The organism is Pseudomonas sp. WS 5071 (assembly GCF_012985765.1).
GTDB lineage: Bacteria > Pseudomonadota > Gammaproteobacteria > Pseudomonadales > Pseudomonadaceae > Aquipseudomonas > Aquipseudomonas lundensis_A.
On the sequence record NZ_JAAQWY010000021.1, the window covers coordinates 69,303 to 94,836 of the forward strand.

26 protein-coding genes and 3 pseudogenes are annotated in these 25,534 nt (G+C 56.4%); 12 read left to right on the forward strand and 17 right to left on the reverse strand.

The annotated features are described in order from the left end of the window. Positions 1 to 13 precede the first annotated feature (13 nt). A complete protein-coding gene (locus HBN61_RS14285) occupies positions 14 to 679 on the forward strand; it encodes a bifunctional 4-hydroxy-2-oxoglutarate aldolase/2-dehydro-3-deoxy-phosphogluconate aldolase (protein ID WP_047277040.1) in 666 nt (221 codons plus the stop codon). Positions 680 to 778: 99 nt separating this feature from the next. Here the strand turns inward: HBN61_RS14285 and HBN61_RS14290 are convergent, their stop codons facing one another. Beyond that, positions 779 to 1,966 carry an aminotransferase class V-fold PLP-dependent enzyme gene (locus HBN61_RS14290; RefSeq protein ID WP_083333322.1) on the reverse strand — a complete coding sequence of 396 codons (1,188 nt, stop codon included), beginning with the start codon at positions 1,964 to 1,966 and terminating at the stop codon, positions 779 to 781. A 13-nt stretch (positions 1,967 to 1,979) separates the two neighbouring features. Further along, entirely contained in the window at positions 1,980 to 2,216 is a 237-nt protein-coding gene (locus HBN61_RS14295) for a DUF3820 family protein (RefSeq protein ID WP_047278153.1), read from the reverse strand. 209 nt (positions 2,217 to 2,425) lie between these two features. Here HBN61_RS14295 and HBN61_RS14300 point away from each other — a divergent pair, with 209 nt between their 5' ends. Then, positions 2,426 to 2,893, forward strand: coding sequence for a ferritin-like domain-containing protein (locus HBN61_RS14300; protein ID WP_047277035.1), 468 nt, complete (start codon positions 2,426 to 2,428; stop codon positions 2,891 to 2,893). 55 nt (positions 2,894 to 2,948) lie between these two features. Here HBN61_RS14300 and HBN61_RS14305 read toward each other — a convergent pair whose 3' ends face one another. Beyond that, a complete protein-coding gene (locus HBN61_RS14305; RefSeq protein WP_047277033.1) occupies positions 2,949 to 3,419 on the reverse strand; it encodes a MaoC family dehydratase in 471 nt (156 codons plus the stop codon). A gap of 72 nt (positions 3,420 to 3,491) precedes the next feature. Next, on the reverse strand, positions 3,492 to 4,436 hold the full coding sequence (locus tag HBN61_RS14310; RefSeq protein WP_083333323.1) for an alpha/beta hydrolase: 945 nt from the start codon (positions 4,434 to 4,436) through the stop codon (positions 3,492 to 3,494). Between the two features lie 209 nt (positions 4,437 to 4,645). Between HBN61_RS14310 and fadD2 the strand changes: the two genes are divergently transcribed. Beyond that, positions 4,646 to 6,334 carry a long-chain-fatty-acid--CoA ligase FadD2 gene (fadD2, locus tag HBN61_RS14315; RefSeq protein ID WP_047281059.1) on the forward strand — a complete coding sequence of 563 codons (1,689 nt, stop codon included), beginning with the start codon at positions 4,646 to 4,648 and terminating at the stop codon, positions 6,332 to 6,334. Between the two features lie 350 nt (positions 6,335 to 6,684). Then, complete coding sequence (fadD1, locus tag HBN61_RS14320; protein ID WP_047277026.1) at positions 6,685 to 8,376, forward strand: long-chain-fatty-acid--CoA ligase FadD1; 1,692 nt, start codon at positions 6,685 to 6,687, stop codon at positions 8,374 to 8,376. A gap of 55 nt (positions 8,377 to 8,431) precedes the next feature. Here fadD1 and HBN61_RS14325 read toward each other — a convergent pair whose 3' ends face one another. Beyond that, complete coding sequence (locus HBN61_RS14325; protein WP_094994245.1) at positions 8,432 to 8,812, reverse strand: hypothetical protein; 381 nt, start codon at positions 8,810 to 8,812, stop codon at positions 8,432 to 8,434. 200 nt (positions 8,813 to 9,012) lie between these two features. On the opposite strand from HBN61_RS14325, the gene HBN61_RS14330 reads away from it, so the two are divergent. The 3 genes from HBN61_RS14330 to def all read left to right on the forward strand — a co-directional run bounded on the left by HBN61_RS14330 (position 9,013) and on the right by def (position 10,893). Beyond that, complete coding sequence (locus tag HBN61_RS14330; protein WP_047277023.1) at positions 9,013 to 9,204, forward strand: CsbD family protein; 192 nt, start codon at positions 9,013 to 9,015, stop codon at positions 9,202 to 9,204. Between the two features lie 193 nt (positions 9,205 to 9,397). After that, positions 9,398 to 10,351 carry a YihY/virulence factor BrkB family protein gene (locus HBN61_RS14335; RefSeq protein ID WP_094994246.1) on the forward strand — a complete coding sequence of 318 codons (954 nt, stop codon included), beginning with the start codon at positions 9,398 to 9,400 and terminating at the stop codon, positions 10,349 to 10,351. A gap of 2 nt (positions 10,352 to 10,353) precedes the next feature. Next, on the forward strand, positions 10,354 to 10,893 hold the full coding sequence (gene def, locus HBN61_RS14340; protein ID WP_170047008.1) for a peptide deformylase: 540 nt from the start codon (positions 10,354 to 10,356) through the stop codon (positions 10,891 to 10,893). Between the two features lie 42 nt (positions 10,894 to 10,935). Here def and HBN61_RS14345 read toward each other — a convergent pair whose 3' ends face one another. After that, positions 10,936 to 11,346, reverse strand: a complete 411-nt coding sequence (locus HBN61_RS14345) for a GNAT family N-acetyltransferase (RefSeq protein ID WP_094994248.1) — start codon at positions 11,344 to 11,346, stop codon at positions 10,936 to 10,938. 392 nt (positions 11,347 to 11,738) lie between these two features. Here HBN61_RS14345 and HBN61_RS22995 point away from each other — a divergent pair. Beyond that, positions 11,739 to 12,410, forward strand: a pseudogene (locus HBN61_RS22995) (PAS domain-containing protein); the annotation flags it as partial. A 117-nt stretch (positions 12,411 to 12,527) separates the two neighbouring features. Next, positions 12,528 to 12,959: pseudogene (locus HBN61_RS23000) on the forward strand (methyl-accepting chemotaxis protein); the annotation flags it as partial. 82 nt (positions 12,960 to 13,041) lie between these two features. Here the strand turns inward: HBN61_RS23000 and HBN61_RS14355 are convergent. After that, the gene (locus tag HBN61_RS14355) at positions 13,042 to 13,506 is read right to left on the reverse strand and encodes a hypothetical protein (RefSeq protein WP_170047010.1); all 465 of its coding nucleotides are present in this window, start codon (positions 13,504 to 13,506) and stop codon (positions 13,042 to 13,044) included. A 153-nt stretch (positions 13,507 to 13,659) separates the two neighbouring features. Continuing rightward, positions 13,660 to 14,691: an HTH-type transcriptional regulator GntR gene (gene gntR, locus HBN61_RS14360; protein ID WP_094994251.1), complete on the reverse strand. Its 1,032-nt coding sequence runs from the start codon at positions 14,689 to 14,691 to the stop codon at positions 13,660 to 13,662. Positions 14,692 to 14,917: 226 nt separating this feature from the next. Between gntR and HBN61_RS14365 the strand changes: the two genes are divergently transcribed. Both HBN61_RS14365 and HBN61_RS14370 read left to right on the forward strand, forming a co-directional pair. Then, positions 14,918 to 15,451, forward strand: coding sequence for a gluconokinase (locus tag HBN61_RS14365; RefSeq protein ID WP_170047011.1), 534 nt, complete (start codon positions 14,918 to 14,920; stop codon positions 15,449 to 15,451). Between the two features lie 85 nt (positions 15,452 to 15,536). After that, on the forward strand, positions 15,537 to 16,889 hold the full coding sequence (locus HBN61_RS14370; protein WP_094994253.1) for a GntP family permease: 1,353 nt from the start codon (positions 15,537 to 15,539) through the stop codon (positions 16,887 to 16,889). A 46-nt stretch (positions 16,890 to 16,935) separates the two neighbouring features. On the opposite strand, the gene alaC is transcribed toward HBN61_RS14370, so the two are convergent. The 6 genes from alaC to HBN61_RS14400 form a co-directional block, all read right to left on the reverse strand. Continuing rightward, positions 16,936 to 18,144: an alanine transaminase gene (gene alaC, locus HBN61_RS14375; RefSeq protein ID WP_169964255.1), complete on the reverse strand. Its 1,209-nt coding sequence runs from the start codon at positions 18,142 to 18,144 to the stop codon at positions 16,936 to 16,938. 178 nt (positions 18,145 to 18,322) lie between these two features. After that, a complete protein-coding gene (locus HBN61_RS14380; RefSeq protein ID WP_094994255.1) occupies positions 18,323 to 18,832 on the reverse strand; it encodes a GNAT family N-acetyltransferase in 510 nt (169 codons plus the stop codon). A 115-nt stretch (positions 18,833 to 18,947) separates the two neighbouring features. After that, entirely contained in the window at positions 18,948 to 19,739 is a 792-nt protein-coding gene (mddA, locus tag HBN61_RS14385) for a methanethiol S-methyltransferase (protein ID WP_169964257.1), read from the reverse strand. A 149-nt stretch (positions 19,740 to 19,888) separates the two neighbouring features. After that, positions 19,889 to 21,076, reverse strand: coding sequence for a GAF domain-containing sensor histidine kinase (locus tag HBN61_RS14390; protein WP_170047012.1), 1,188 nt, complete (start codon positions 21,074 to 21,076; stop codon positions 19,889 to 19,891). Between the two features lie 157 nt (positions 21,077 to 21,233). Next, on the reverse strand, positions 21,234 to 21,539 hold the full coding sequence (locus HBN61_RS14395) for a PepSY domain-containing protein (RefSeq protein ID WP_169964262.1): 306 nt from the start codon (positions 21,537 to 21,539) through the stop codon (positions 21,234 to 21,236). Positions 21,540 to 21,643: 104 nt separating this feature from the next. Further along, on the reverse strand, positions 21,644 to 22,771 hold the full coding sequence (locus HBN61_RS14400) for a glycerophosphodiester phosphodiesterase (protein ID WP_170047013.1): 1,128 nt from the start codon (positions 22,769 to 22,771) through the stop codon (positions 21,644 to 21,646). Positions 22,772 to 23,004: 233 nt separating this feature from the next. On the opposite strand from HBN61_RS14400, the gene HBN61_RS14405 reads away from it, so the two are divergent. Further along, positions 23,005 to 23,331 carry a DUF2025 family protein gene (locus HBN61_RS14405; protein ID WP_094994260.1) on the forward strand — a complete coding sequence of 109 codons (327 nt, stop codon included), beginning with the start codon at positions 23,005 to 23,007 and terminating at the stop codon, positions 23,329 to 23,331. A 17-nt stretch (positions 23,332 to 23,348) separates the two neighbouring features. On the opposite strand, the gene HBN61_RS14410 is transcribed toward HBN61_RS14405, so the two are convergent. The 3 genes and pseudogenes from HBN61_RS14410 to HBN61_RS22430 form a co-directional block, all read right to left on the reverse strand. Next, on the reverse strand, positions 23,349 to 24,425 hold the full coding sequence (locus tag HBN61_RS14410; RefSeq protein WP_170047014.1) for a diguanylate cyclase: 1,077 nt from the start codon (positions 24,423 to 24,425) through the stop codon (positions 23,349 to 23,351). Between the two features lie 416 nt (positions 24,426 to 24,841). After that, positions 24,842 to 25,159, reverse strand: coding sequence for a helix-turn-helix domain-containing protein (locus tag HBN61_RS14415; protein WP_094994262.1), 318 nt, complete (start codon positions 25,157 to 25,159; stop codon positions 24,842 to 24,844). Between the two features lie 248 nt (positions 25,160 to 25,407). After that, positions 25,408 to 25,534 (reverse strand): annotated as a pseudogene (locus tag HBN61_RS22430) (ribonucleotide-diphosphate reductase subunit beta); the annotation flags it as partial.

A 25,534-nucleotide genomic window follows, 5' to 3' on the forward strand; every position in this document is an offset into this window, starting at 1 on the left:
AGGATCAGCTGCCATGCAAACAACCACCCCGAACGTTTCGATGGCTGAGAAAGTCGCCCTGATCGATGCGCTGTGTGCCAAGGCCCGGATCCTGCCGGTCATCACCATTGCGCGTAAGCAGGACATCTTGCCGCTGGCCGATGCGCTGGCCGCGGGCGGTCTCAATGCCCTTGAAGTGACCCTGCGTTCGGAGTTCGGGCTGGAGGCGATTCGCATCCTGCGCGACCAGCGCCCCGAGCTGGTGACGGGCGCTGGCACCATCCTGGACCGCCATATGCTGGCAGCAGCCGAAGAAGCCGGCTCGCAATTTATCGTCACGCCGGGCATCACCCGCGACCTGTTGCAAGCCAGTGTGGCCAGCGACATTCCACTGCTGCCGGGTATCAGCAATGCCTCGGGGATCATGGAAGGCTACGGGCTGGGGTATCGCCGTTTCAAATTGTTCCCGGCCGAGGTCAGCGGTGGCGTTGCGGCCATCAAGGCGCTGGGCGGGCCGTTCGGTGAAGTGAAGTTTTGCCCGACCGGGGGCGTCAGCCCGGCCAACATCCGCAGTTACATGGCGCTTAAAAACGTCATGTGTGTAGGCGGCAGCTGGATGCTCGACAGCGAGTGGATCAAAAACGGCGATTGGGCCCGCATCCAGGAATGCACAGCGGAGGCGCTGGCGCTGCTGGACTAAGGGTTGTTTCACGAATGTGTTGTGTGTTCTACGGTTTTTCGGTGCGCTTGGTCGGCGCACCTTTTTTTTTCCTGTGTGTTTTGCCGTGAGGCGCGATTGTTAGCCCACAGCCAGCTCACGCAACGCCCGGATCAATTGATGGATGTCATCCCGCGTCGTGGCCATGCCCACGGTGATGCGAATGCAACTGCCGCACGCCGAGCCATTACGCGCCACAGTCAATAGGTTGTAGTCCTTGAGCAGGCGCTCGACCATCGGCTGCTGATCATCCAGGTGGGTAAAGCGCAACGAGGTGATGGCGCAATACAGGCGCGGGTCGTCGGGCGTCAGCACTTCGATACCCGGCAGCGTGCGCGCTTCACGCACCCACAGATCGCGCAGGGCCCTGAGGCGCTCGCCCTTGGCCTTGGAACCTCCCAGGTCGAGGTGTTCTTGCAGCACTTTGGGCAGGCTCAACCACGCCGGAATGTTGGGTGTTCCGTATGGGGCACGGTTGCGGATGTCCGGTTCCGGGTAGTGCTGGCTGCCCATGTCCGGCGCAATGTCGGCCAACCGCTGCGGGTCGATGTACATAAAGCCCAGCGTCAATGGCGCACCGATCCACTTGTGCAAGTTAAAACCGGCAAATGCCACGCCCATGCCCGGCAGGTCGAAGTCGATCTGCCCCAGCGCGTGGGCGCCGTCCAGAATGACATCGACCCCATGCTCTTTCGCTAATTCGATAATCGCCTGCACCGGCATCACCAGCCCTGTGCGATGGGTGACGTGGGTCAGGGCCATCAGTTTGATGCGCGGGTGTTGCGTAAAGGCTTCTCGATAGCCGTTGAGCAGGCTCTCGTACGTGGCGGGGTGGGCATGGGTGATTTCAATCATCTCCAGCCCGTGTTGCTGTGCCACCCAGCGCATGGCGTATTCGACGCTGTGGTATTCGAGGTCGCAGATCAGCAACTGGTCACCGGGCTGCAAGCCTGTGTAGTTGCGGATCAGCGACTGCAAGGCGTCCGACGCGCGGTTGGTCAGGGCAATACTGGCGGGCTCGACCTTCAGCATGTCGGCCAAGTGAGCACGGATTTCAAGGCTTTGCGTGTCGTCGAAGCGCTGACGCACGTGCACTGAGTTGCTGCGGTTAATAAAGTCGACCTGACGCTGGTAGTCCTGCGCGACGCCGCGGGTCATGCGTCCAAAGTAGCCGTTCTCAAGATTGATCGGGCCGGGGGCCACGTCGTAGCGTTGAGCGATGGCGTGCCAGAAGTGTTCGTCGCGGGCGTTGTCTTCAATCCTTGGCATAGGGGGCGCTCTGTCAATGGCGAGGTTTGGGTTTTCCGTGTTTGGCGCGCAACGGGTCAAGCAGATCGGACAGCCCGTTGTGATCGATCTCTTGCATCAAGGCCAGCAAGCCACCCAGCTCTCCATGGGGGAAACCTTCGCGGGCAAACCAGTTCAGGTACTGGCCGGGCAAGTCAGCAATGAGCCGGCCTTTGTATTTGCCGAACGGCATTTCGCGGGTTACCAGCAGTTCGAGTTTTTCGGGGTTCATGGTTCGGCCTTTTCTGGCGTGAAACGTTGATCTGGAAAATACAGGCATTCTGCATGCAGGCCAATTGACAGATCATGCAAAAAAACCGGATACAGAAGTTCAGTTAATTATTAAGTCTTTGTTTTTAAAGGGTTTTATAAAAATTAAAAGTCTGGCACGGGCCATGCAATCTCTATTGCACGATCCTCAACCTTGTAAGGAATTGAACAATGACTGACATCAATAAAGAATCCATCAAAGTTTTGAACGATCTGATCGAAACCAGCAAAGACGGCCAGGAAGGTTTCAAAACCTGTGCAGAAGACATCAAGCACCCTGAACTCAAAGCCCTGTTTGCCAAACGTTCCGCTGATTGCGCAACCGCCGCCGCTGAACTTCAGGCAGAAGTGCGCAAACTTGGCGGCGACCCGGAGACCAGCACCAGCGTTGCCGGTGATTTGCACCGCCGTTGGGTGGACGTGAAGTCCATGTTTACCGGTAAGGATGAAGAGGCTGTGCTGAACGAAGCCGAGCGCGGTGAAGACCATGCGCTGAAGGCTTACAAAGAAGCCCTTGAGAAAATCACCAAGCATAACCTGCTGGGTATCCGTGACCTGGTAGAGCGCCAATATCACGGCGTGCAACGCAATCACGATCAGGTGAAAGCGCTGCGCAACCAGGCGCGTGCTCAGTCTTAAGTTCAGGCTGAAATGAAAAAACGCCGGTTATCCGGCGTTTTTTTATGCGTGTCATTCAGCCAATGCTGATGGCGGGCAAGGTGGGCAGGGTGACGGTCTGTTGCTTGCGCGGGGCGAGGATTTCGGCCTCACCGTCCACCACCAGTTCGTCGCGCTGATTGAATACGCGGGTGGCAATACGGACGCGAAATTTTGGCAGTTTTTCCAGGATTTCCAAGCGTACGGTCAGGGTGTCGCCAATCTTCACCGGTTTTTGGAAGCTCATTTGCTGACCGATGTAAATGGTGCCGGGGCCGGGCAACTCGCAGGCGACGGCCGCGCTGATCAGAGCGCCGCTGAACATGCCGTGCGCAATGCGCTCCTTGAACATGGTTGCCGCGGCGAACTCCGGGTCAAGGTGGACCGGGTTGTGGTCGCCGGACATGGCCGCAAACAGTTGAATGTCACGCTCTTCCACAGTTTTGCTGTAGCTGGCCGTCTGGCCGACTTCGAGGGCTTCGTACGGGGTGTTGGTAACTTGAGTCATCTAGCGCATGTCCTGTGCCGGTTTTAATTGCAAGTTTTTGATTCTAATGGCTTTTTTAATGATGCTGGGTGTTCATTCGCTGCGCGCGGGCCGTGGGTGAGTCAGTGCCTGTTCGAGCCAGGCAATCACGTCGGCCATCACCGCATCGCGATTGGTTTCATTAAACAGTTCGTGCCGCGCCTGGGGGTACACCTTCAGTTGTACCGACTGATTGCCCGACTGGCGCAAGGCATTGGCCAAGTCAGTGAGACGCTTGCCTGCACTGACCGGATCACATTCCCCGCCAATGATCAGTATTGGCAGGCTCGCGTCGATCTGCGACAGGTTCGCGGGTGTGCTGATTTGCTGCAAACCGCCCAACAGATCGATCCAGAACTGGTTGGTACAGCGAAACCCGCACAACGGATCTGCCGCGTAGGCATCGACCTCGGCAGGGTCGCGGCTGAGCCAGTCATAGCGGGTGCGATTGGGCTTGAAGGCTTTGTTGAATGAACCGAACGACAGCCAGTCGATCAGCGCACTGCGCCCCGTTGGTCCCTGGCGCCAGCGTTCAAAGCGGGCAATCAGGCTGGCCGCGCGGTAGAGCATGGCCGGCTGGAAGTTCGACGCACTGAGGATCGCGCCGTGCAGGCTGGCGCTGTGGTGCAGCAAATAAGATTGAGCGACGTAACTGCCCATGCTGTGCCCCAGCAAAAACACCGGAACACCGGGATGTGCCTGATTGATGTGCTGTTGCAGGGTGGCCACGTCGCTGACCATGGCACACCAGCCGTCGTGATCGGCAAAATAGCCCGGCGTGCCGCGTTCGGCGGTCTTGCCGTGGCCACGCTGATCGTGGGCGTACAACCCAAAACCGGCACTGCACAGGGCGTCCCCCAGCCGTGCATAGCGCCCGCCATGTTCCGCCATGCCATGGGCCAGCAACACAATGGCTTTCGCTGCGCCAGCGGGCAGCCAGCGATTGACGAAAAGACCGGTGCGGTCATTTGCATCCAGCCAAAAACTGTCCGTGGTCATGGTGAGTCCTTCCTCGCGAGTCGTAGCAGTGTATAGCGCATTTGCGCGCTGGCCACTCAACCGGCGGCGTCGCAGCAAAACAATTCAAGATGTAAATGGCGAAGATCGCTGTATTTGCCTACTACTTGAGAACTGTTAACGTCCGCAGGTTCCGCTTTTTAGTGCATGAAAGAGGCGGCCAGACTGGCTCAGGTAAGAGGATAAAAACAATGCAACCTGATTTCTGGAATGACAAACGTCCCGCCGGTGTACCGCTGGACATCGATATGACGGCTTTTACGTCGGTCGTGGATGTGTTTGAACGCTCCTGCAAGAAATTCGCCGACCGGCCCGCTTTCAGCAATTTGGGGGTGACCCTCACGTATGCCGAGCTTGAGCGTCACAGTGCGGCATTTGCCGGGTATTTGCAGCAGCACACCGACCTCAAGCCGGGTGACCGCATCGCGGTGCAAATGCCCAATATCCTGCAATACCCCATCGCGGTATTCGGTGCGCTACGTGCCGGGTTAGTGGTGGTCAACACCAACCCGCTGTACACCTCCCGTGAAATGCGCCATCAGTTCCAAAGCGCCGGTATTCGTGCGCTGGTGTACTTGAACATGTTCGGCAAGCGGGTGCAGGAAGTCTTGCAAGACACCGACATCGACTACCTGATTGAAGCCAAAATGGGCGACATGATGCCCGCGGTTAAGGGCTGGGTGACTAACCTGGTGGTCGACAAAGTCAAAAAGCTGGTACCGGCCTACAACGTGGCGCAGGCGGTGTCTTTCAAAACCGTTTTGCACCGTGGCGCCGGTCAGCCGCTTCATGCCCTGAACGCGACCCTGGATGACATTGCCGTGCTGCAATACACCGGTGGCACCACCGGTTTGCCCAAAGGCGCGATGCTCACCCACGGCAATCTGGTTGCCAACATGCTGCAAGTGCGAGCGTGCCTGTCGCAGCATGACGCCCAGGGGCAGTCGATCCTGCGCGACGGACGCGAAATCATGATCGCGCCGTTGCCGCTTTACCATATCTATGCCTTCACCGCGAATTGCATGTGCATGATGGTCACCGGCAACCACAACGTACTGATTACCAACCCGCGTGACATCAAGGGGTTTGTCAAAGAGCTGAGCAACTGGCGCTTCACGGCGTTTCTGGGGCTTAACACGTTGTTCGTGGCGTTGATGGATCACCCGGATTTCAAGGCGCTGGACTTCTCCGGGCTTAAAGTCACCAACTCCGGCGGTACGGCCTTGGTCAAGGCCACGGCCGAACGCTGGGAGAAACTCACCGGTTGCCGCATCGTCGAAGGCTATGGCCTGACCGAAACGTCGCCGGTGGCCAGCGCCAACCCGTGTGGTTCGTTGGCACGGCTGGGCACGGTGGGTACGCCAGTGCCAGGCACTGCGATGAAAGTCATCAGTGACGACGGGGTCGATCTCGGGTTGGGGGAGCGAGGCGAGTTGTGCGTCAAGGGCCCGCAGGTAATGAAAGGCTACTGGCAAAATCCGCAAGCCACCGCTGAAGTGCTCGACGCTGAAGGCTGGTTCAGAACCGGCGATGTGGCGGTGATTGACCCGGACGGATTCGTGCGCATCGTGGACCGCAAAAAAGACCTGATCATCGTGTCCGGTTTCAATGTGTACCCCAACGAAATCGAAGACATCGTCATGGCTCACCCGAAAGTGGCGAACTGTGCGGTCATCGGTGTGCCGGACGAGCGCACCGGGGAGGCGGTCAAATTGTTCGTGGTGGCACGTGAGGGCGGGGTCACGGTTGAAGAACTCAAGGCCTACTGCAAAGACAACTTCACCGGTTATAAAGTCCCCAAGCAAATCGTGCTGCGCGAGTCATTGCCCATGACCCCGGTGGGCAAGATCTTGCGCCGTGAGTTGCGTGATATCGCCTGATTCGTTCAACCAGGCGACAAACGCCCGTTTACGCGACGTGAACGGGCGTTTTTATTCGTCTCCATTAATAGGACCCGCGTGCCGCCTCCGCCCGGAGAGGCCCGGAATAGAAGGGGTTTGAACGATATTGAGTTTTTATTCTAATGATGACTTAGGATTGTCCTACAGTCAGGTTGGTTACTTTGAAGCCCACTTTTGGCTCTAGGCGGCCTTTGGCAAAGCTGCTACTCTCGGCGCGCTTTGTGACTTCTCGGTAAGTAAAAAGCCAGAGTTATCAATTATAAAAATCAAACAAATAATAACCGCATCAAATGCGGTGAAGAATTCGCGTCGCTGAGGAGTGGGCTTCCATGTTTGAAGGCTTTTGGAAGGATAAGTACCCAGCTGGGATTGCTGCTGAAATCAATCCGGACGAATATCCAAATATCCAGACGGTACTGAAACAATCTTGCCAACGCTTCGCCGACAAACCGGCGTTCAGCAACCTTGGCAAAACCATCACCTACGGTGAACTGTACGAATTGTCGGGTGCCTTTGCGGCCTATCTGCAACAGCACACTGACTTGCAACCCGGCGATCGCATCGCTGTTCAATTGCCTAATCTGCTGCAATACCCCATCGCTGTGTTCGGAGCCATCCGCGCCGGCTTGATCGTGGTCAACACCAACCCGCTGTACACCGCGCGGGAAATGGAACACCAATTCAATGACTCGGGCGCCAAGGCGCTGGTGTGTCTGGCGAACATGGCGCACCTGGCCGAAAAAGTCGTGCCCCAAACGTCCGTCAAATACGTATTCATCACCGAAGTGGCCGACCTGCTGTCTCCGTTCAAGCGCGTGCTGATCAACAGCGTCATCAAGTACGTGAAAAAAATGGTGCCGGCCTATCACTTGCCCAATGCCATCAAGTTCAACGATGTGCTGAGCAAAGGGCACGGCCAGCCGGTCAGGGATGCCAACCCGCCGAGCAGCGATGTAGCCGTGCTGCAATACACCGGTGGCACCACCGGCGTGGCCAAGGGTGCGATGCTGACCCATCGCAACCTGATCGCCAACATGTTGCAGTGCAAGGCGCTGATGGGCTCCAACCTCAATGAAGGTTGCGAAATCCTCATTACGCCATTGCCGCTTTACCACATCTACGCGTTCACCTTTCACTGCATGGCGATGATGCTGATCGGTAACCACAACGTGCTGATCAGCAACCCCCGTGACCTGCCGGCCATGGTCAAAGAACTGTCGAAATGGAAGTTCAGCGGTTTCGTGGGCCTGAACACCTTGTTTGTGGCGCTGTGCAACAGCGAAGCATTCCGCAAGCTGGACTTCTCCGCGCTTAAAGTCACGTTGTCGGGCGGCATGGCCTTGCAGTTGTCCGTGGCCGAACGCTGGAAAGCCGTGACCGGCTGCCCGATCTGCGAAGGCTACGGCATGACCGAAACCAGCCCAGTGGCGTCGGTCAACCCGATTCAGAACATCCAGGTCGGCACCATCGGTATTCCGGTCCCGTCGACCCTGTGCAAAGTCATCAACGATGCCGGTGAAGAGTTGCCGCTGGGTGAAGTGGGCGAACTCTGCATCAAGGGCCCGCAGGTCATGAAAGGGTACTGGGAGCGCCCTGACGCCACCGACGAAATCATGGACAGCGAAGGCTGGTTGAAGTCGGGTGACATTGCCATCATCCAGCCGGACGGCTACATGCGCATTGTCGATCGCAAGAAAGACATGATTCTGGTCTCGGGCTTCAATGTGTACCCCAACGAGCTGGAAGACGTGATGGCCTCGCTGCCGGGCGTGCTGCAATCAGCGGCCATCGGCATTCCGGACGAGAAAACCGGCGAGTTGATCAAGGTCTTCATCGTGGTCAAGCCGGGCATGACGCTGACCAAGGAGCAAGTCATGGCGCATATGCGTGCCAACCTGACGGCTTACAAGGCGCCGAAGATCGTTGAGTTCCGGGACTCATTGCCTACCACCAACGTGGGCAAAATCCTGCGTCGCGAGTTACGTGACGAAGAGCTGAAAAAGCTGGGCCTGAAAAAGTAACTGCCCGAATACGACAAAGCCCCGCAATGCGGGGCTTTGTCGTTTCTGCAGCGGGCTACTTCTGCAAGAACTGGGCGAAGTTCACACCGGTGCCGGTCGGGCGTACGTCCTGCAAAAACGAATCCTTGTCAGCGCTCAGTTCCAGGCTCATGGTCGGCGTGCGCTTGTGGGTCGCACGTACCACCATGCCTTCGCGCTTCTCGCGCAGAAACGCCGTGGTCACTTTCACGTGCAGCAGTTCATCGGTGCTTGGGGTGTGCAGCAGCAGGTGCACCCATTCGTACTGACCAATGGCCAGGCGGGCCAGCGGGATGTCGAACCACCAAATATTTTTGTTGGTGTTGAGTGAGGCGAAGTGACCGTTGTTGACGCCGATCACTGCACCGCCAAGTGCCTGGTTTCTGCGGGCAATGGCCTGCTTTTTATCGAGTTTCATAACCTTCCTGTCTTTCTGGATCTTCAGCGCCTGAGCCTGAATACGTCGCGCATTCTCGGGGGTTCGCGGGCAAACATAAAGCCCAACCTGCGTCGGGCGATGAAATGACTCACAGAAAATAAATGAAACTCCTCTGTAAAGCCTCGGGTCAATCCTATTGTCGAGTTAATGACATCCGAAATTTCACTAGGAGAAATCCCATGAGCAGCACTGGCGATAAGATCAAAGGCATGGCGAACGAAGCAGTAGGCAATGTCAAACAAACGGTTGGTAAAGCCACTGACAACGACAAGCTGCGCGCAGAAGGCAAAGCCCAAGAAGTGAAAGGCGAAGGTCAGCAGGCGGTCGGCAAGGCCAAAGACGCGGTTAAAAAGACCGTCGACAAAGCCTGAACGGCGCTGGATCCTGTGGGCAATTGATTTGCCTGAAGAAACAAATGACGGCCATCCTGTGATGGCCGTTTTTACACCTTGGGCGCGGACATGTTTCCAAAGTCGCCAACTCGACTACTTTGAGGTAAAACCCCTCAGCTAAAGTCGTTGTATGGCTTGTAAACCCTCTCATTGAGCGGCGAAAGGAGACGCTATGTTATTTCCGGTCTTGAATGGCCTGCCGTTGGGCAAAGTATTGATCCGTACGGTCAAGGAATTCATTGACGATGAGATGTCGACGTACGCCTCTGCGTTGGCCTATCAAATGTTGTTTTCATTGTTCCCGTTCATTCTGTTTCTGATCGCGTTGATCGGTTTTTTGCACCTGCCGGACTTCTTCAGTTGGCTGCGCCTGCAATCGGAACTGGTCCTGCCGCCACAGGCGCTGGAACAGGTCAATCCGGTGATCGACCAGTTGCAACAGTCCAAAGGCGGGTTGCTCTCGGTGGGTATTGTGATTGCCTTGTGGACTGCCTCGGCCGGTGTGCGCCTGATGATGAGCGCCATGAATGCGGCCTACGACGTGGTGGAAGGGCGTCCTATCTGGAAGCGTTTACCGCTCTCGATTTTTTACACCATCGGTCTTGCGGGCATGTTACTGGCCGCCGCCGCCTTGATGGTGCTGGGCCCGCAGGTGATGAGCTGGCTGGCGGGGCAGGTCGGTCTTGAAGAATTTGTCGTCACGCTGTGGACGATCTTGCGCTGGCCGGTGATTGTGCTGCTGATGATGGTGGCCGTGGCGGTGATGTATTACGTGATGCCCGATGTAGAGCAGAAGTTTCGTTTCATTACGCCGGGCTCGGTATTGGCCGTGGTGGTGTGGATCGCCGCTTCGTTGGGGTTTGCTTTCTACGTCAAGACCTTCGCTGACTACAACGCCATGTACGGCAGCATCGGGGCAATCATCGTGTTGTTGTTGTACTTCTACATCTCGGCAGCGGTGTTGTTGCTGGGCGCCGAAATGAACGCGGTGATCGAACACATGTCCGCCGAAGGCAAGGACCCCGGGGAGAAGACGTTTGATGAAGCGGACGATCCCAATCCCAAGCAGCATGTCTCTGGCCTTGGTCGCGACCATTCCCTTACCTCCACTTCTGATGAAGCCTGACTATGATTCGTGAAATTTTGAAAATGGGCGATGAACGTCTGCTACGTGTGGCTAAACCAGTGCCAGATGACATGTTCGACTCGCCCGAGTTGTGGCAATTGATCGATGACATGTTGCAGACCATGGAACATGCTGGTGGCGTCGGCCTGGCTGCGCCGCAGATCGGGGTAGATCTGCAATTGGTGATTTTCGGGTTTGAGCACAGTGAGCGGTATCCGGATGCTGAAGCGGTGCCGCAAACCATTCTGATCAACCCGCTGATTACGCCGTTGAGCCCGGTTGTTGAAGAGGATTGGGAGGGGTGCTTGTCGGTGCCGGGTTTACGGGGCGCGGTTGAGCGTTACCAGCGCATTCGCTATGAAGGCTTTACGCCCAAGGGCGAACCCGTGGTGCGCGAAGCTGAAGGTTTCCACGCACGGGTGGTGCAACACGAGTGCGATCACCTGATCGGCCGCCTGTATCCGTCGCGGATCAGGGATTTCAGTAAGTTTGGTTTTATCGACGTGTTATTCCCCGAGCTGGAACCTGGCACCCTGGAATAAACGTCGTACATCGGTAGTCGCCGTGTCTGGCTTCGACGGCGACTATGAACCTATACCCAGTGCGATCATCGCTTTACTGCGTTGATAACGAACCAGCCGTTCATGCAGAGCAGCGGGCAACCGCGTTTCTAGCGAAAAACCCACCCCTTCATAAAAGCCCTGCAATCCGGGCTCGCAAAACAACCATACAGGTCCGCCGCACGCTGTTACCGCTCGGTCAATCAGCGCTGCGGCGACGCCTTGTCTGCGCGACTCGGGCGCCACGAACAAGCCGGTCAACCAAAAACCGTCCGCCACAGGCCTCAGGCACAGACCGGCGATGATTTCTTCATGGCGCGCCACCCACAATTGCGCGTCTTTGACGGCCTTCATCGACGACTGATGGCTGCGGTAAAACTTGTTCATCAATGGCCACAAGGGCGCATCAAGCAGGGTGTAAGCAAGGGCAGTCATAAGGCGCTGATCGGTGGCTGAAGGCGGCCGCCAGTATATACATCGAGCCCTGGCACCGTGCGCATCGTCCATTTGTTATCTTTTTTCGAAGTGAGCGTTTTTTCGCATTCTGATAGCCATTGGCTTGCACGCCTTTGTGGGCTGGCTATGCTCATTAAACACGGGGCCCGAATGCTCAATGCTTAACTCCCCGAGATGCGTTTGGTTCTAAGGTCATGAGCCAGGTACGCAGGTGGTTAGTTGTGTCTTGAAACCTTTGAATTATCAATGACAACATCTCCAGGGATTGAGCCATGTTTGATTTACACCGCAAAGCCGACCTGCTTGAAAATCAACGCCTGAACTGTTCCCTCAGCGAAATGAAGGCCAAAGTTATGGCCATCAGCCGCTCCATGGCCATTATCGAATTTGCGCCCGATGGCACCATTCTTGATGCGAATGACAATTTTTGTCGGGTTATGGGTTACCCCGTCGACGAGCTTCGTGGCAAACATCACCGACTCTTTTGCGAAGAGCCTTACACCCGAACCGAAGAATACGCACGCTTCTGGCGTGACTTAGGCGATGGCGAAGCCATGAGCGGCACCTATTTGCGGCTCGACAAATCGGGCCGCGAGGTGTGGCTGGAAGCCAGTTACATGCCCATTATCGGCGCCGACAAGCAGGTCAGCAGTGTGATCAAGGTGGCATCGGACATCACCGACCGTATCCACACCGAACATGAGAACGAAAGCATCGTCAACGCGTTGAGCCGCTCGATGGCGCTCATTGAATTTTCGCCGGATGGCCGTGTGATCAATGCCAACCAGAACTTTCTCAACACCATGCATTATTCGTTGGCTGAGATCGTGGGCCAGCACCATGGCATGTTTTGCACACCCATTGAGCGTGAGTCTGCGCAATACAAAGCGTTTTGGGCCTCGCTCAACCGTGGCGAGGTCCACTCGCGGCGGTTTGAGCGGGTCGATAAATATGGCCGTACCGTGTTCCTGGAAGCCTCGTACAACCCGATTTTTGATGCCAAGGGCCGTTTATACAAAGTGGTGAAGTTCGCCAGTGATATCACCGCACAAGTGACCAATCTGCAAACGGCAGCAGAATCCGCCCATGCCACCTCGGTGCAAAACGATGCGAGTGCGCAAAAAGGCTCTCAAGTGGTTCAGCAAACCGTGCAAATCATCGAGGCCATTTCTCGGGATCTCAACGAGGCGGCCCAAAGCATCGATGCCGTGAGCAAGCAATCCGACATCATTGGCAAGATTGTGCAAACGATTCGCGGCATTGCCGATCAGACCAACTTGCTTGCGCTCAACGCAGCCATTGAAGCTGCACGGGCCGGGGAGCACGGACGGGGTTTTGCTGTGGTGGCCGATGAAGTTCGAAGCCTGGCGGCGCGCACGAGTGCGGCGACGGTGGAAATTGTCGAAGTGGTGCGCAAGAACCATGACCTGTCCCTCAATGCCGTGAACAGCATGCAATCGAGTTTGAGTCGGACAGGACTGGGCGTTGAATTGGCCAATGAGGCCGGTGTGGCGATTCTGGAAATTCAGCAAGGCTCCAGGCACGTGGTGGACGCCATCAGCCAGTTCAACTCTACGTTGCAGTTGCACTAAGGAAGCGTGCCGCACCTGACACGGTCGGGTGCGAAGCTGCGATCGGGCTGACGGACTGCCGGCACCTGGATGGACGGTCGCGTCAGACCTGACTTTCCTGTTTCTGCAGGGCAATTTCAGCCTGTTTGACGGCCTCTTTCTGTTTCAGCAAATCGCTGATTTTATCGTTGATTGCCTGCTGTTTCTCAGGCGGCATGGCTTTCACGTCGTCCTCAGTCAAGCCCATTTCCTTCAGGAACTGTTCACGAATCCGCTGCGCCACGGGCTTATCCATGTACTCCTTGAACGCTTCAGCTGCGGTCCCTTGGGCGGCGGCGGTTTCAGGCACGCTGGCTTGCAACAGCACGCGGGTTTTGGCGAAGGCGGCGTTGACGTTATCAGCTTGAGCATTCCCGGCTGCTGAAGTCGGTGTGGCCTGAATATTGGTCAGTGGCTGGCTGTTTTGCAATTGGCCGCTGTACAGGGCGCTGGCAGCCCCAGTGACAGGGTCCAGGTCCGGGCGTTGAGTTTTCAGTAGCGTCGAGGTAGTTTGCGCAGTAATCAGCATGAGTGAGCCCTGTTCAAATCGTAGATAGTCACTCCACGAGCAATTAGCATGCCGGGCCCGCTAACCCTCGTAATACGCGGGGCTTGGCCATCAATGGCAAGGCGAGGCGGACAAAACTTGCCGCCCGCCTGCCGCTTTGGGGCCACATCGGGATTAACTGCTTTCGCGCACCATCAATTCAAATCCCATGTCTTGCACAGGATTGGCGACCTGATTACCCGCCATCAGGGTCAGCATTTGTTCCGCCGCACGACGGCCAATGGCTTCGCGAGGCGTACGAATGCTGCTCAGCCGCGGCACCATAAACTCGGAGGAGGGCAGGTCGTTGAACCCCAGAATGGCGATTTGCTCAGGGATTTTGATGCCGAAGCGCGCCGCTTCCAGCAAGGCGCCGTGGGCAAGGTCGTCATTGCCGAAGAAAATGGCATCCACATGCGGGTGCGCGGCCATCAATTGCAGGAATAATTCGCCACCCAAACCCACGGATGAAGGGCGGGGTGTCAGCACCTCAAGATCGGGGTTGTAGAGACCGACTGTTTGCAGGGCGCGCCGATAACCTTCACCGCGCAGCAAGGTTCGCTGGTCGAGTTGCGCACCGATATACGCCAGGTGTTTACGACCGCTGGATATCAAATGGTGCGCGGCGGTCTCGCCAGCTTTCAACTGGGAGAACCCTACACAGTTCAGGCCGGCGCCTGCGTCCAGTTCCATCATGTACACGCAAGGCACATTGCTGGATTCGATCATGCGCCGTGAACTTTCAGAGCGATCGAACCCGGTGAGCAGCAGGCCACGCGGCTGGTACGCCATGTAGTTACGCAGCAAGTCTTCTTCTTCATCACGCGAGTAATGGAAGTTGCCGATCAACACTTCAAAGCCCTTGGGTCGCAATACCGAATGGATGGCTTCGAGGGTGTCGATAAACAGCAGGTTGGACAATGACGGCACCAAAACCACTACAGAATGGCTCTGAGCCGAGGCCAAGGCGCGGGCGGCGGGATTGACCACGTAGTTCAGATCGGCAGCGGCCTGGCGCACTTTTTCGGCCAGTTCGGTGGCCACACTGCTGATGCCGCGCAGCGCGCGCGAGGCTGTAATGGGGCTGACGCCTGCCAGTCGGGCGACTTCATTGAGGGTCGGGCGGCCCGTTGTGCGGGTATTTTTATCGTTTTTGACGGAGGTCATCGCGGCTTGCCAAACAAAAAACAAGCCACTAAGGTAGCGCTGTCCACGGATGCCCGCAATTGCCTGATTGTCGGCACTCCGGTTACCCCAGCTTTGTATGTCGAGAGCGTCACCGCGTCTCCCCACAAAAATGAGAAATAGACGTCGGTAGCCCCGGCTTTGTGCTTTGCTTTCAACTATTGAACGCACGGACAAAGACAGCGCTGTCTACGGACTGAGGTGTTTCATGAGTCAACCTATCACTGCCCTGGTCATTATGGGTGTCGCTGGCTGCGGCAAATCCAGCGTGAGCCAGGCGTTGTGCCAGCTCAATGGCGCGACCCCGATTGAGGGTGACGCGTTCCACCCCGCGGCCAATATTGCCAAGATGAGTGCCGGTATTCCCCTGACCGATGACGACCGTGCCGGATGGCTTGCCAGCCTGGCAAACGAGTTGCAGCGTGCGATTGAACGGGGCCAGCGCCCGGTATTGACCTGTTCGGCGCTGAAGTTGCGTTACCGCGATCGTTTGCGCAGCGCAGTCGACGGCTTGGGGTTTGTGTTTCTAGAGCTGACGCCCGAAGTGGCGGCCGACCGGGTGGCTCATCGCCCTGGGCATTTCATGCCAAAAACCCTGATTGACAGCCAGTTCGCGACCCTTGAATCGCCGGTCAATGAACCGTTGGTCTTAACGCTTAACGCTGGCACCCATGACATCGATGAGCTGGCGACCAAGGCCCGCGATTGGTGGCGTGAACATTCGTTGCAGACAACCCCATGATTTCGCTTAAAAAAGACAGCGCTATCCGCATCAGCCCCGGTTGCACATCCGCGCCAGATAACAAAAACAAGCCAGGAGACGCCCCATGCTAGGCATGTCCCAGAACACCTTTCTACTGCTTGACGCGGTCATTACCATCATCGGGCTGATCGTGTTGATCACCCGGTTCAAGTTGCACCCGTTTATCGCCTTGATCATTGCATCGGCGTTTCTCGGCCTGACCTCGGGCATGCCGACAGACAAGATCATCAAATCCTTCCAGGACGGTTTTGGTGGCGTGCTGGGCTTTGTGGGCATCATCCTCGCGCTGGGAACCATGCTCGGCAAAATGATGGCTGACTCCGGCGGGGCCGATCAAATCGCGCGCACCCTGATTCGTGCGTTCGGTAAAGAGCGTGTGCAGTGGGCGATGATGTTTGCGGCGTTTCTGGTGGGCATTCCGCTGTTCTTCGAGATCGGTTTTGTTCTGCTGATCCCGTTGGTATTTATCGTGGCGCGTCGCACAGGGGTGTCGCTGATCAAAATCGGCATTCCGTTGCTGGCCGGTTTGTCGGCCGTTCATGGCCTGGTGCCACCACATCCGGGGCCGTTGCTGGCCATTGGCGTGTTCGGCGCGGACATCGGCAAGACCATCCTTTATGGCCTGATAGTGGCTTTGCCAACGGCAATCATCGCGGGGCCGATTTACGGCACCTTTATCTCGAAATACATTCCCGGCAACCCGTCGCAGGAACTGGTGGATCAACTGGCCAGCGAGCCTGAGTCCAGTAGCTTGCCGAGTTTCGGCATCACCCTGACCACCGTGCTATTGCCGGTGTTCTTGATGTTGCTCAAGACATTTGCCGACGTGGCACTGCCTGACGGCAACTTTTTCCGGGGCTGGATGGACATGATCGGTCACCCGATCACTGCGTTGTTGCTGGCACTGCTGCTGTCGCTGTACACCTTTGGAGCGCGTCAGGGCATCGACTCCAAGCGCATTCTCAAATTGCTGGACGCAAGCCTGGCGCCGACTGCGGCCATCATTTTGATCATTGGTGCCGGCGGTGGTTTCAAGCAAATGCTGGTGGCCAGCGGTGTGGGCGATGTGATCGGTCACATGGCGGTGAATGCGCAAATATCACCGATTCTTCTGGCGTGGCTGGTGGCGGCGGTGATTCGGATCGCGACAGGTTCTGCGACCGTTGCAACCATTACCGGGGCAGGCATTGTGCTGCCAGTGGTGGACTTGATCCCGGGCGTGAACCGCGAATTGTTGGTGCTGGCCACGGGTGCAGGTTCGTTGATCCTGTCCCATGTAAACGATGCGGGGTTCTGGCTGGTCAAGCAGTACTTCAACATGACCGTGGCTGAAACATTCAAAACCTGGACCGCGATGGAAACCATTCTGTCGGTCGTCGGTTTGATCTTCATTCTGCTGCTGTCGCTGGTGGTCTGAAGCCCCGGCCCTGCCTGAGCGAACGCGTTCGCTCAGGCAGGTTATTTCAGCTGGCGCTCACGCCATCTGCACGGAACATAGCGCGAATACCGCGCACAGCCTGACGGATTCGGTCCTGATTTTCGATCAGTGCAAAACGCACATGATCATCGCCATATTCACCAAACCCTACACCCGGTGAGACGCAGACTTTGGCGTCCGCCAGCAGTTTCTTGGCAAACTCCAGCGATCCCATCTGCGCGTAGGCCTCAGGGATCTTTGCCCATACATACATGGACGCTTTCGGGTTTTCCACCATCCAGCCCAGCTCATGCAGCCCTTTGACCAGCACATTACGGCGCTGGCGATACTGCTCGGCAATGTCTTTTACGCATTGTTGATCGCCTTCCAGGGCGGCAATGGCGGCGACTTGCAACGGTGTGAAGGTGCCGTAGTCGTGGTAGCTCTTGATGCGCGCCAGCGCGCTGACCAACTCGGGATTACCCACCATGAAGCCGATGCGCCAACCTGCCATGTTGTAGCTTTTTGACAGGGTGAAAAATTCCACGGCGATGTCTTTTGCCCCCGGCACTTGCATGATGGAAGGGGCTTTCCAGCCGTCGTACACGATGTCGGCGTAGGCCAGGTCGTGCACTACCAGCACATCATATTGTTTGGCCAGCGCAACCACGCGCTCGAAGAAATCCAGTTCAACGCACTGCGCGGTGGGGTTGGACGGGAACCCCAGAATCATCATTTTTGGTTTGGGAATTGATCCGCGGATGGCTTTTTCCAGCTCGGCAAAAAAGTCTACGCCGGGTATCAAAGGCACTGACCGTACTTGAGCGCCAGCAATCACGGCACCGTAGATGTGGATCGGATAGCTGGGGTTTGGCACGAGCACAGTGTCGCCCTGATCCAGCGTGGCCAGCATCAAATGGGCGAGGCCTTCTTTCGAGCCGATGGTAACAATGGCTTCTTCTTCGGGGTCTATTTCAACGTTATAGCGGTCGGCGTACCAGCGGGATATAGCCCGACGCAGGCGCGGGATACCGCGTGAAGTGGAGTAGCCGTGGGTGTCTTCGCGTTGTGCCACCGTGCAGAGTTTTTCAACGATATGCGGTGGTGTCGGACCGTCGGGGTTGCCCATGCTGAAGTCGATAATGTCTTCGCCACGGCGCCGCGCAGCCATTTTCAGCTCTGCGGTGATGTTGAACACGTACGGGGGGAGTCGATCGATGCGCGCAAAGCGGCGCGGCGAACCTTGGTCTGCCATGTTGGCCTCTGATACGTAAGCGCCCGGAACCGTCCGAGCGACGTTGACCACTGCGGTGGTCAGGGCGAAACAATAAGGGCGATGCTGGCACTTTGTCTAGATACAGTGAGCGGGTGTTTTTGGCCAAAACCGGGTTGATTCTGTATGGGTTCTCTTAGCTGACCGCGAAGTGCTTTGCTCACTTCACGTGAGTTGGGCGAGTCAGTCCGGTGTTTTGCAGCGCGCGTATCAAGCGCCGCTCGCCTTGGTACGCCTCGCCACCCTCAATCCACCCCTGGCGTTTGTAAAGGTTTATGGCCGTCGTGTTGGACGGGCTGACCGAGAGCATTATGTGAGTGATCTCGGGCCAGTGCTGAGGGAGTTGCTGTGCAAGCAGGTGGAGACAGGTCTTGCCGAGCCCTTGGCCCTGAAAACGTTTGTCGACCTGAAATGCATGCAGGGTGGCGCTCTGCGGTGCGGCCCAGTGCGCCAGGAACGGGGTCCGCTTGAGCAGCAAAAACGCCACCGGGCTTTCATCAGCGAGTAGCACAAACCCCTTGATTGCGGCATGCGGCGACGCCGGAAGGGAGTACAGGGCGCATTCAATGTCGCCGCAGAAAGGTAGTTGCTCCGGGTGAACCTGAATCTTGAGCAGTTGCAGGCGTTGGTCTGCCGACAGGTCTTCGTACGTGCACAAGCGGTTGAGCATGGTGAGGTCTGTCGTGGTGCGCTGGGATGGCTCACAGGCAACATCTGCCCTGAGAGCGTTAAAACAGTGCGCCAGTGTCTACTGATCCCTGCTGCAAATACAGGTTTTTGTGTGTTCAGTGATCGTGAGATTTTTTGCGTCCTGCAAACGGGATCAGCATGCCGATGCGTTGTTGGTAGCGCCGGTAATGGTCACCGAACAACGCCACCAGGTCCTTTTCCTCAAGACGGGTGCCGATGACGATGTACAGCGTACAGGTCACCGCGAAGACCAATCGGCCTACGCTCATGTGCGGTGTGGCCCAAAAGGCCAGCAGTAACCCGAAATACATGGGGTGCCGCACCAGTTTGTAAAGCAGCGGCGTTTTGAAAGACACGTCGGACGGCGGGGATTGTTTGACGCTGTCGAGTGCTTGTTTGATACCGAACAATTCAAAGTGACTGATCAGGAAAGTGGCGACCAGCACGACGATCCAGCCCAACCAGTAAGCGCCCGTGAGCAGGAGCGTGGCGAGCGGTGACTGAATGTCCCAGACCGTGATGCTGACGGGTTGCCATAGCCAGTACATCAGCGCCAACACAAGGCTGGTGAACAGGACGTAAGTCGCCCGCTCGATTGGCGCAGGTACATACCTGAGCCACCAGGTCTTGAATCTGTTGCGCGCCATGCCGCTGTGTTGTACCGCAAATAACGTGATCAGCAGCACATCCATCGCGATCGCCCACGGCCAGCTCAGTGCGCTGACGCCGGTATCGATGCCTTTGGGCACCCCGATCGTGGCAATAAATCCCATGAGGTAAATAAAGACAAGAAGGAAAAATACGTAGCTGACCAGGCTGTATGCCAAACCGGACAGTCGACCGGCCAGTGTGAGGAGGGAAGGTTTGAGGCGAGTGTGGCTATGCATGATCGACTCCTTTCGAGCATGGCGTATCGCTATTAGCGCGATAAGTGTGTCAACCAAAGCCCAACGTAGACACCCCGACGTGCCGCTGGTCGTGTCGAAAAGAGGTCTCGTCTAGGTTCAGCCCTTCAAATGCAGTGATGCCTGAGCACTCACTGTTTGGCCCGCAAGGGCAAATGGAAGGAAAACACAGTGCCATGTGCCGCACTTGAATCGACTTCTAGGCGGCCGCCGTGGGATTGGGCAATCTGGCTGGCAATGTACAGTCCCAGCCCGAGTCCGGCTTGCGGGGTGTCGTTGGCAGGGCGTGAGTAGGGCTGAAACAATTGCGCTTGTACGTGAGGTGCAATGGGATTGCCCTGATTGGTCACGGTCAGGGTAAACACGTTTTCATGTACCTGCGCCTGTACTTCCACCACGCCATCCGTTGCGCCATGGTGGATGGCATTGGACAGCAGATTGGAGAGCAATTGCGACAGGCGTCCGCTGTCACAATACACGCCATCAATAGAGCCGATGTCAGCCTGAATCAGGCGTTGCGGGTGCACACTCTGGACTTCCGAGATCACATGCGTGAAGACGTCATTGAGGTCGGCAGATTCGTGCAGCATGAGCGGGATGCCTGCCCCCAGGCGACCCCGGGCGAAGTCCAGTACGTCTTCAACCAAGCGTGCAGCGCGGCGGCCACTGGTCAGAATATGCTGCACCAGGTGATCGGATACCGGGTTGGGGTATTTACGTAAGAGTCGTTCGGCGGCAGTGGTAATGGCGAACAATGGGTTACGCAAGTCATGGCCCAGCACGGCAATAAATTGTTCGCGCAATTCGGCGGTTTCACGCTCCAGTAGCAAGGCAGATTCGGTGCGCTGCTGGTTTTCTTCGGCGTCCATTTGCAACGAAATCAGTCGCGCGAACGACTCCATGGTGGCCTGGATCGTGCTGCTTTTGAGTTGCGCGGGCTCTGGATCCAGTGCGCAAATTGTGCCGAAAAAGCTGCCATCGGTGCGGAACACCGGAATCGTGATGTAACTTTCGAAGCGATACATTTTGGGTGTTTGGTGCTCGCAATAATGCGGGTCGAGGCTGACGTGGTCGATGATGATCGGCTGATGCGATCCCATGCTTTCGAAGCACAAGGTGGTGGTCAAATCCAGTTCGCCGCCGGTTTCTAACCCGAAACCGAGCTTGTCGAGCACGGCACAGGCCGTCCAGCGAGTGGATGTCACGCGGGCGATGGCCGCGAATCGCATGCCGGTCATTTCACTGATGACTTGCAACATGGCCGGGACCGCACTGATGCGATTGATCGTTGCGATGTCAGTATCTACGCCTTGCACCATGGATCGGGGTCTCGGTTGAGCGGGGGTAGAGGCAATTTTAGCGAGTACTCGCTTATGCGCTACAACAGAGTAGGTTTTTTATTAAATAGCGTTGCCGAGGACATAAAAAAGCCGCGCCTCTTAATGAAAGGGCGCGGCTGTTTATTAACGCTACAACTCAGGTGTCTTGTTTGTTCTTCAATACGTCAACTGTTTTTGCGTCCAGCTCTACATCCCACTTAATGCCTTTGGCGTCGCGCATTTCAACTTCGTACACAAATTTGCCGTATGTCTTATCAAGTTCAGTATCAACAATAGTAGCGTCCGGATGCAGCTCCAGTGCTTTGGCATTGAGCTTCTCAAAAGAGCTGATGTCACCCTTTTTGAGCATCTCGGGAATAAGGTCCGGACGAACATCGGCTTGAGCCAGGCCCGCAGTCAGTGTCAGGGCGGCCGTAGCAAACAGTACGTTAAGTGCTTTCATGTTTAATCCCTCTTGGGTGAGCTGTTTAAGTGGGACCAGATTAAACGCCGCAACTTAACTCACCCTTAATTTTTGCCCTGAGGCTGATGAAGGCGACACATCAATCAGTAACCGTTCTTTTCCAACAATTGATTGACCGTGAAGGGGGCGGGGCGTTGATAGAACTTCAGCAGCGCAGAGGCGCGGTTGGTAAAGATGCCGTCTACGCCTGCCTGCATGACATTGTTGAAGTCGGTGGGTTCATCGAGGGTGTACACATGCACCAACATGCCTTTGTCGTGCGTCGCCTTGTTCATCCAAGGCTGCACGAGGTCAAAGTAGCTCTGATCGCCACCGGCCACCAGCGCTGCCGACGGCCCTGTTCCAATGGCGCCGTGGGCTTTGGCAACGTCCAGCCAGTGTATGAACTCGGCTTTATCTTTGGGTTGCAGTTTGGCGTAGTAGGCCGCTTTATCTTTCTCGCCCGAATCAGCAAAACTCACCTCGGAGTTGGGCGCCATTGCGCCTTCACCCACCCACAGCAGCAATATTTTCGGGGTGTTGGGCATTTCTTTTTGCAGCAGTTCAAGGCTGCTTTTTTCAAACGTTTGCAGGATCACGCGGCCTTTGCCCTGACCCGTTTGAGGTTCGCCGCTGAGCGTGGTGACAGGTTGCAGCCAGCCGCGCTTGCTCAGGGCATTTTTAAGGTCATGTTCAAGGCCCGGGAACTGCTTGGGCTCCTTGGTTTCGATGTACAGGCCGGGTTTGTGCTGCGGGTTGGCCTCGGCGATGTCGATGATTTCATCCAAGGTAAGGATTTGCAGCCCCTTATAAGACGCTCGAGCGCGCTCAGGATAGGCTGCGTTGAACCAACTGCCCGCATCCAGGGTTTTTAGCTCGGCCATGGTGAAGGCGTTGGCAGGGCTGTCCTTGCGGTCCGGGAATTTTTTAGCGACGTCGGTGGTACGCAACAGGCTGTTGTCATGCAAAGCAAACAACACACCATCTTTACTGCGCTGTACATCCATTTCCAGGTAATCGGCACCCAGGTCGCGGGCAACGGTATACGCCGCGGCCGTTGACTCAGGAGCGTCGAATGAGGCGCCACGATGGGCAATAACTGCCGGACGCGGGATGCCCTGAGCCTTGGCCAGCTCCGCTTGAGCAGTGTCAGACGGGCTGGCGGCGTTTGCGCCGCTCATGCCCAGCAGCAGGCTGAGGAGCAGGGCGCTTTTGCCAAACATATCCGGCATGGGGTGAGTTCCTTTCGGTCAGTAAAATTAAGGGCGTCTTTTTAACAACTGACAGCCGTGAGGGCTATCGAGAACCCGACATAAATGTACGTGAGGTTCAATTTGCAGCGCTTTAAAGGTGTGTTCTGCAGTATTCTGGCGCGCAGCAGCGTCCCCAGCAGAGGGAGCAAGCCTTTATCCTTGCGTGTAAACCATCGTCCTAGAGCCTTTAGTGCTCATTAGTGAGGTTTACCATGCGCATCACTTCAGAACTGATCTGCCAAGCCGCCGATCAACTTAACGGCTTCGTCGGTTTCAATCGTAAGACAGGGCAGTACATTGTCCGTTTTAGTGAAGATTCCTTCGGGATGGACGTTGCTGACGACAACATCACCCCCACCAGCGAATTTGTATGGCAAGCCGGCAATGCCGACACCATGACACTCAAGCGCGAGCTGGTTCAGTTGCTGCTGGATCAAAATATCGATGATCGGCTGAACATCACCGAGCCGTTGCGTGTGTACATGCGCAGGCAGGATGTTCCTGAAATCAGTGCCGTACGACGTTGCGTTACCCCTTAGGTTGGCGGGGCGCGTGTTTATCCGGGGTTGCGCAATGCGGGTTCCGGAAACACATCGGCCGCAGCAATGCTGATTTTGTTGCGGCCGGTATTTTTGGCGATATACAGCGCTTTGTCGGCTTCGCCAAGCCATAGGGAGGCATCGTTGAATTCGGCGCGGTATGACGCCAGCCCGATGCTCAAGCTGACGCGCAACGCCGGGTCATTGTTATGCAGGTCATTGCAGAAGACCTGTCGCAGCCGCTCCATAATGTCTTGCGCCTGCTCCAGGTTGCGGTCGGGGAGAATGACGCAAAACTCGTCCCCGCCGTAACGCCCCGCCAAGTCCTCAGCCCTCAAGTTGTCCTTCAATTGCTTACTGAACTGGCGCAGTACGCTGTCGCCGACGATATGCCCGTAGGTGTCATTGATGCACTTGAAATGGTCGATATCAATCAAGGCCAGCGTCGCACGTGCGTTATTTTGCCGACACTGCTCAAAGCTGAGCTTTAGAAGGTCTTTCCAGGAGCCGTGGTTTAAAAGTCCAGTCAGGCTGTCGGTACGGCTGAGTGCACTGAGGGTGCGCTTGTGTTCGGCCAGCTTGATGGCCAGCCGATAACAGACCATGCCCACCGCGAACGGGTAGAGCGTCAGCATGGGCAAGCAGGCGTAGATCTGCAGGGGCGTGATGGTCGTGTTAAACGCCGCGCCCAATAACGACCAAGAAATCAGTACGCCGCTCAGTTGGGCTATCGCGCCACGAAGCAGCATTTTTTGGCCACCCGCTGCGACGTTATTCATGGTCATCATTGACAGGATGGTAACCGTGGGCAATGGATTGAACTGCATACTCGCCGCCCAAAACCCGCCCCACAGTGAGTCGATCAACATGTTGCGGCGCTCGGCCTGAAACGGATACGCCGAACGTGTCGAGAGCAGCAGGGCCAAGTGTGGCCATATGAACCCGTTGAACAGCAGCAATACCCATACCCAGGCAGGCCTGTCGAGTGGATAGAGAGTCGCCATCACGCTGAAACAGCCAATGCCCAACCCTACGATGCGTGGCACGTAGATGCGTTTGGCGAATGACAGGCCTTTGCCTCTTTTATAGTCCATGGCGTGGTCTACAGAAAAAGGTCGTTCAACGTGAATTGGGTTTGATAGAGGCCGCGCGTGCTTTATGCACTTAAGATCAACTGTGTTCAAGCGTAGCTGCTGAACGTTTCTCAAGGACCTCATTTAATCTGACCGTGTGGCGGTGTGTTGACGCAGGGCTCAGCAAACAGCGATGGGGCGGCAATCGGGGTCAGCGCGAGCCTTTTGATCTGTTTTGGTCGATTGAGGTGGGCCGTTGCATGCCGGAGGTGCCAGGCCCTTTTACGGGTACAACCGAGATGTTTCCGGGCGCCGTCATTGGCAACTGACCCCACCACGTTGGATCTGGCCTTCCATGGCCGGCACGACGCCTTTGCTCGGATGCATCTGCCCGCCGGGTGACGGCTGGCGTGGCGTTGAATCTACACCGCCGGTGTTTACTCGATCATTGCGTAATCGCTGCGACCCATCGGGTCCGGCGTCGTGCCGCGAATGTTCTCACCTCTGCCTGGAGCGAACCCCGGAAAGAACACCAGGCCTTCAGCCTCAAGGCGGTGAGCCAGGGCCAGCAGGGTTACGTCACGAACGGGCTCCCCGGACTCAAAACGTTTAATGGCCGCTACCGAAACTCGGGACGCTTCGCTCAGTCGTTCAAAGCTCCAGCCCAGCATTTCGCGTGCCTGAGCGCAGTGCAACGGGGTGAATTGGTTGAGGACGATTCGCTCAAACGTAGTGCGCATCGCTGAGTTCGACATGGGCATTCTCCGGGGCTGAGTCTAGGTTTGAAAACACTGTGTTTTTATACAGTTATTTCAAAATTTGAACAAATCCATTTTTTTGATCTGTTCCTGCGGAGCCGCAGTGTGCTTAACCCTTGATTTGAGCCGGTCTGCAACAGACCTGATCTGTCGAGAAATTCGATATAGCCCGTTGCTTATTCCCTGGCCATAAAAAAGGCTGCCCTTGGGCAGCCTTTATAGTCAGCGTTTTGTCACGTCTGGAATCAGTCCCAGCTCAGTGCGCCGCCCGTTTGGTACTCGATCACGCGAGTCTCGAAGAAGTTTTTCTCTTTCTTCAAGTCCATGATTTCGCTCATCCACGGGAACGGGTTAGTGGTGCCCGGGTATTCT

What these genes read in the sequence shown, in the direction of transcription:
- HBN61_RS14285 (WP_047277040.1), top strand. Translation starts at nt 14, where the DNA reads ATGCAAACAACCACCCCGAACGTTTCGATGGCTGAGAAAGTCGCCCTG.
- HBN61_RS14290 (WP_083333322.1), bottom strand. Translation starts at nt 1,966, where the DNA reads ATGCCAAGGATTGAAGACAACGCCCGCGACGAACACTTCTGGCACGCC.
- HBN61_RS14295 (WP_047278153.1), bottom strand. Translation starts at nt 2,216, where the DNA reads ATGAACCCCGAAAAACTCGAACTGCTGGTAACCCGCGAAATGCCGTTC.
- HBN61_RS14300 (WP_047277035.1), top strand. Translation starts at nt 2,426, where the DNA reads ATGACTGACATCAATAAAGAATCCATCAAAGTTTTGAACGATCTGATC.
- HBN61_RS14305 (WP_047277033.1), bottom strand. Translation starts at nt 3,419, where the DNA reads ATGACTCAAGTTACCAACACCCCGTACGAAGCCCTCGAAGTCGGCCAG.
- HBN61_RS14310 (WP_083333323.1), bottom strand. Translation starts at nt 4,436, where the DNA reads ATGACCACGGACAGTTTTTGGCTGGATGCAAATGACCGCACCGGTCTT.
- fadD2 (WP_047281059.1), top strand. Translation starts at nt 4,646, where the DNA reads ATGCAACCTGATTTCTGGAATGACAAACGTCCCGCCGGTGTACCGCTG.
- fadD1 (WP_047277026.1), top strand. Translation starts at nt 6,685, where the DNA reads ATGTTTGAAGGCTTTTGGAAGGATAAGTACCCAGCTGGGATTGCTGCT.
- HBN61_RS14325 (WP_094994245.1), bottom strand. Translation starts at nt 8,812, where the DNA reads ATGAAACTCGATAAAAAGCAGGCCATTGCCCGCAGAAACCAGGCACTT.
- HBN61_RS14330 (WP_047277023.1), top strand. Translation starts at nt 9,013, where the DNA reads ATGAGCAGCACTGGCGATAAGATCAAAGGCATGGCGAACGAAGCAGTA.
- HBN61_RS14335 (WP_094994246.1), top strand. Translation starts at nt 9,398, where the DNA reads ATGTTATTTCCGGTCTTGAATGGCCTGCCGTTGGGCAAAGTATTGATC.
- def (WP_170047008.1), top strand. Translation starts at nt 10,354, where the DNA reads ATGATTCGTGAAATTTTGAAAATGGGCGATGAACGTCTGCTACGTGTG.
- HBN61_RS14345 (WP_094994248.1), bottom strand. Translation starts at nt 11,346, where the DNA reads ATGACTGCCCTTGCTTACACCCTGCTTGATGCGCCCTTGTGGCCATTG.
- HBN61_RS14355 (WP_170047010.1), bottom strand. Translation starts at nt 13,506, where the DNA reads ATGCTGATTACTGCGCAAACTACCTCGACGCTACTGAAAACTCAACGC.
- gntR (WP_094994251.1), bottom strand. Translation starts at nt 14,691, where the DNA reads ATGACCTCCGTCAAAAACGATAAAAATACCCGCACAACGGGCCGCCCG.
- HBN61_RS14365 (WP_170047011.1), top strand. Translation starts at nt 14,918, where the DNA reads ATGAGTCAACCTATCACTGCCCTGGTCATTATGGGTGTCGCTGGCTGC.
- HBN61_RS14370 (WP_094994253.1), top strand. Translation starts at nt 15,537, where the DNA reads ATGCTAGGCATGTCCCAGAACACCTTTCTACTGCTTGACGCGGTCATT.
- alaC (WP_169964255.1), bottom strand. Translation starts at nt 18,144, where the DNA reads ATGGCAGACCAAGGTTCGCCGCGCCGCTTTGCGCGCATCGATCGACTC.
- HBN61_RS14380 (WP_094994255.1), bottom strand. Translation starts at nt 18,832, where the DNA reads ATGCTCAACCGCTTGTGCACGTACGAAGACCTGTCGGCAGACCAACGC.
- mddA (WP_169964257.1), bottom strand. Translation starts at nt 19,739, where the DNA reads ATGCATAGCCACACTCGCCTCAAACCTTCCCTCCTCACACTGGCCGGT.
- HBN61_RS14390 (WP_170047012.1), bottom strand. Translation starts at nt 21,076, where the DNA reads ATGGTGCAAGGCGTAGATACTGACATCGCAACGATCAATCGCATCAGT.
- HBN61_RS14395 (WP_169964262.1), bottom strand. Translation starts at nt 21,539, where the DNA reads ATGAAAGCACTTAACGTACTGTTTGCTACGGCCGCCCTGACACTGACT.
- HBN61_RS14400 (WP_170047013.1), bottom strand. Translation starts at nt 22,771, where the DNA reads ATGCCGGATATGTTTGGCAAAAGCGCCCTGCTCCTCAGCCTGCTGCTG.
- HBN61_RS14405 (WP_094994260.1), top strand. Translation starts at nt 23,005, where the DNA reads ATGCGCATCACTTCAGAACTGATCTGCCAAGCCGCCGATCAACTTAAC.
- HBN61_RS14410 (WP_170047014.1), bottom strand. Translation starts at nt 24,425, where the DNA reads ATGGACTATAAAAGAGGCAAAGGCCTGTCATTCGCCAAACGCATCTAC.
- HBN61_RS14415 (WP_094994262.1), bottom strand. Translation starts at nt 25,159, where the DNA reads ATGTCGAACTCAGCGATGCGCACTACGTTTGAGCGAATCGTCCTCAAC.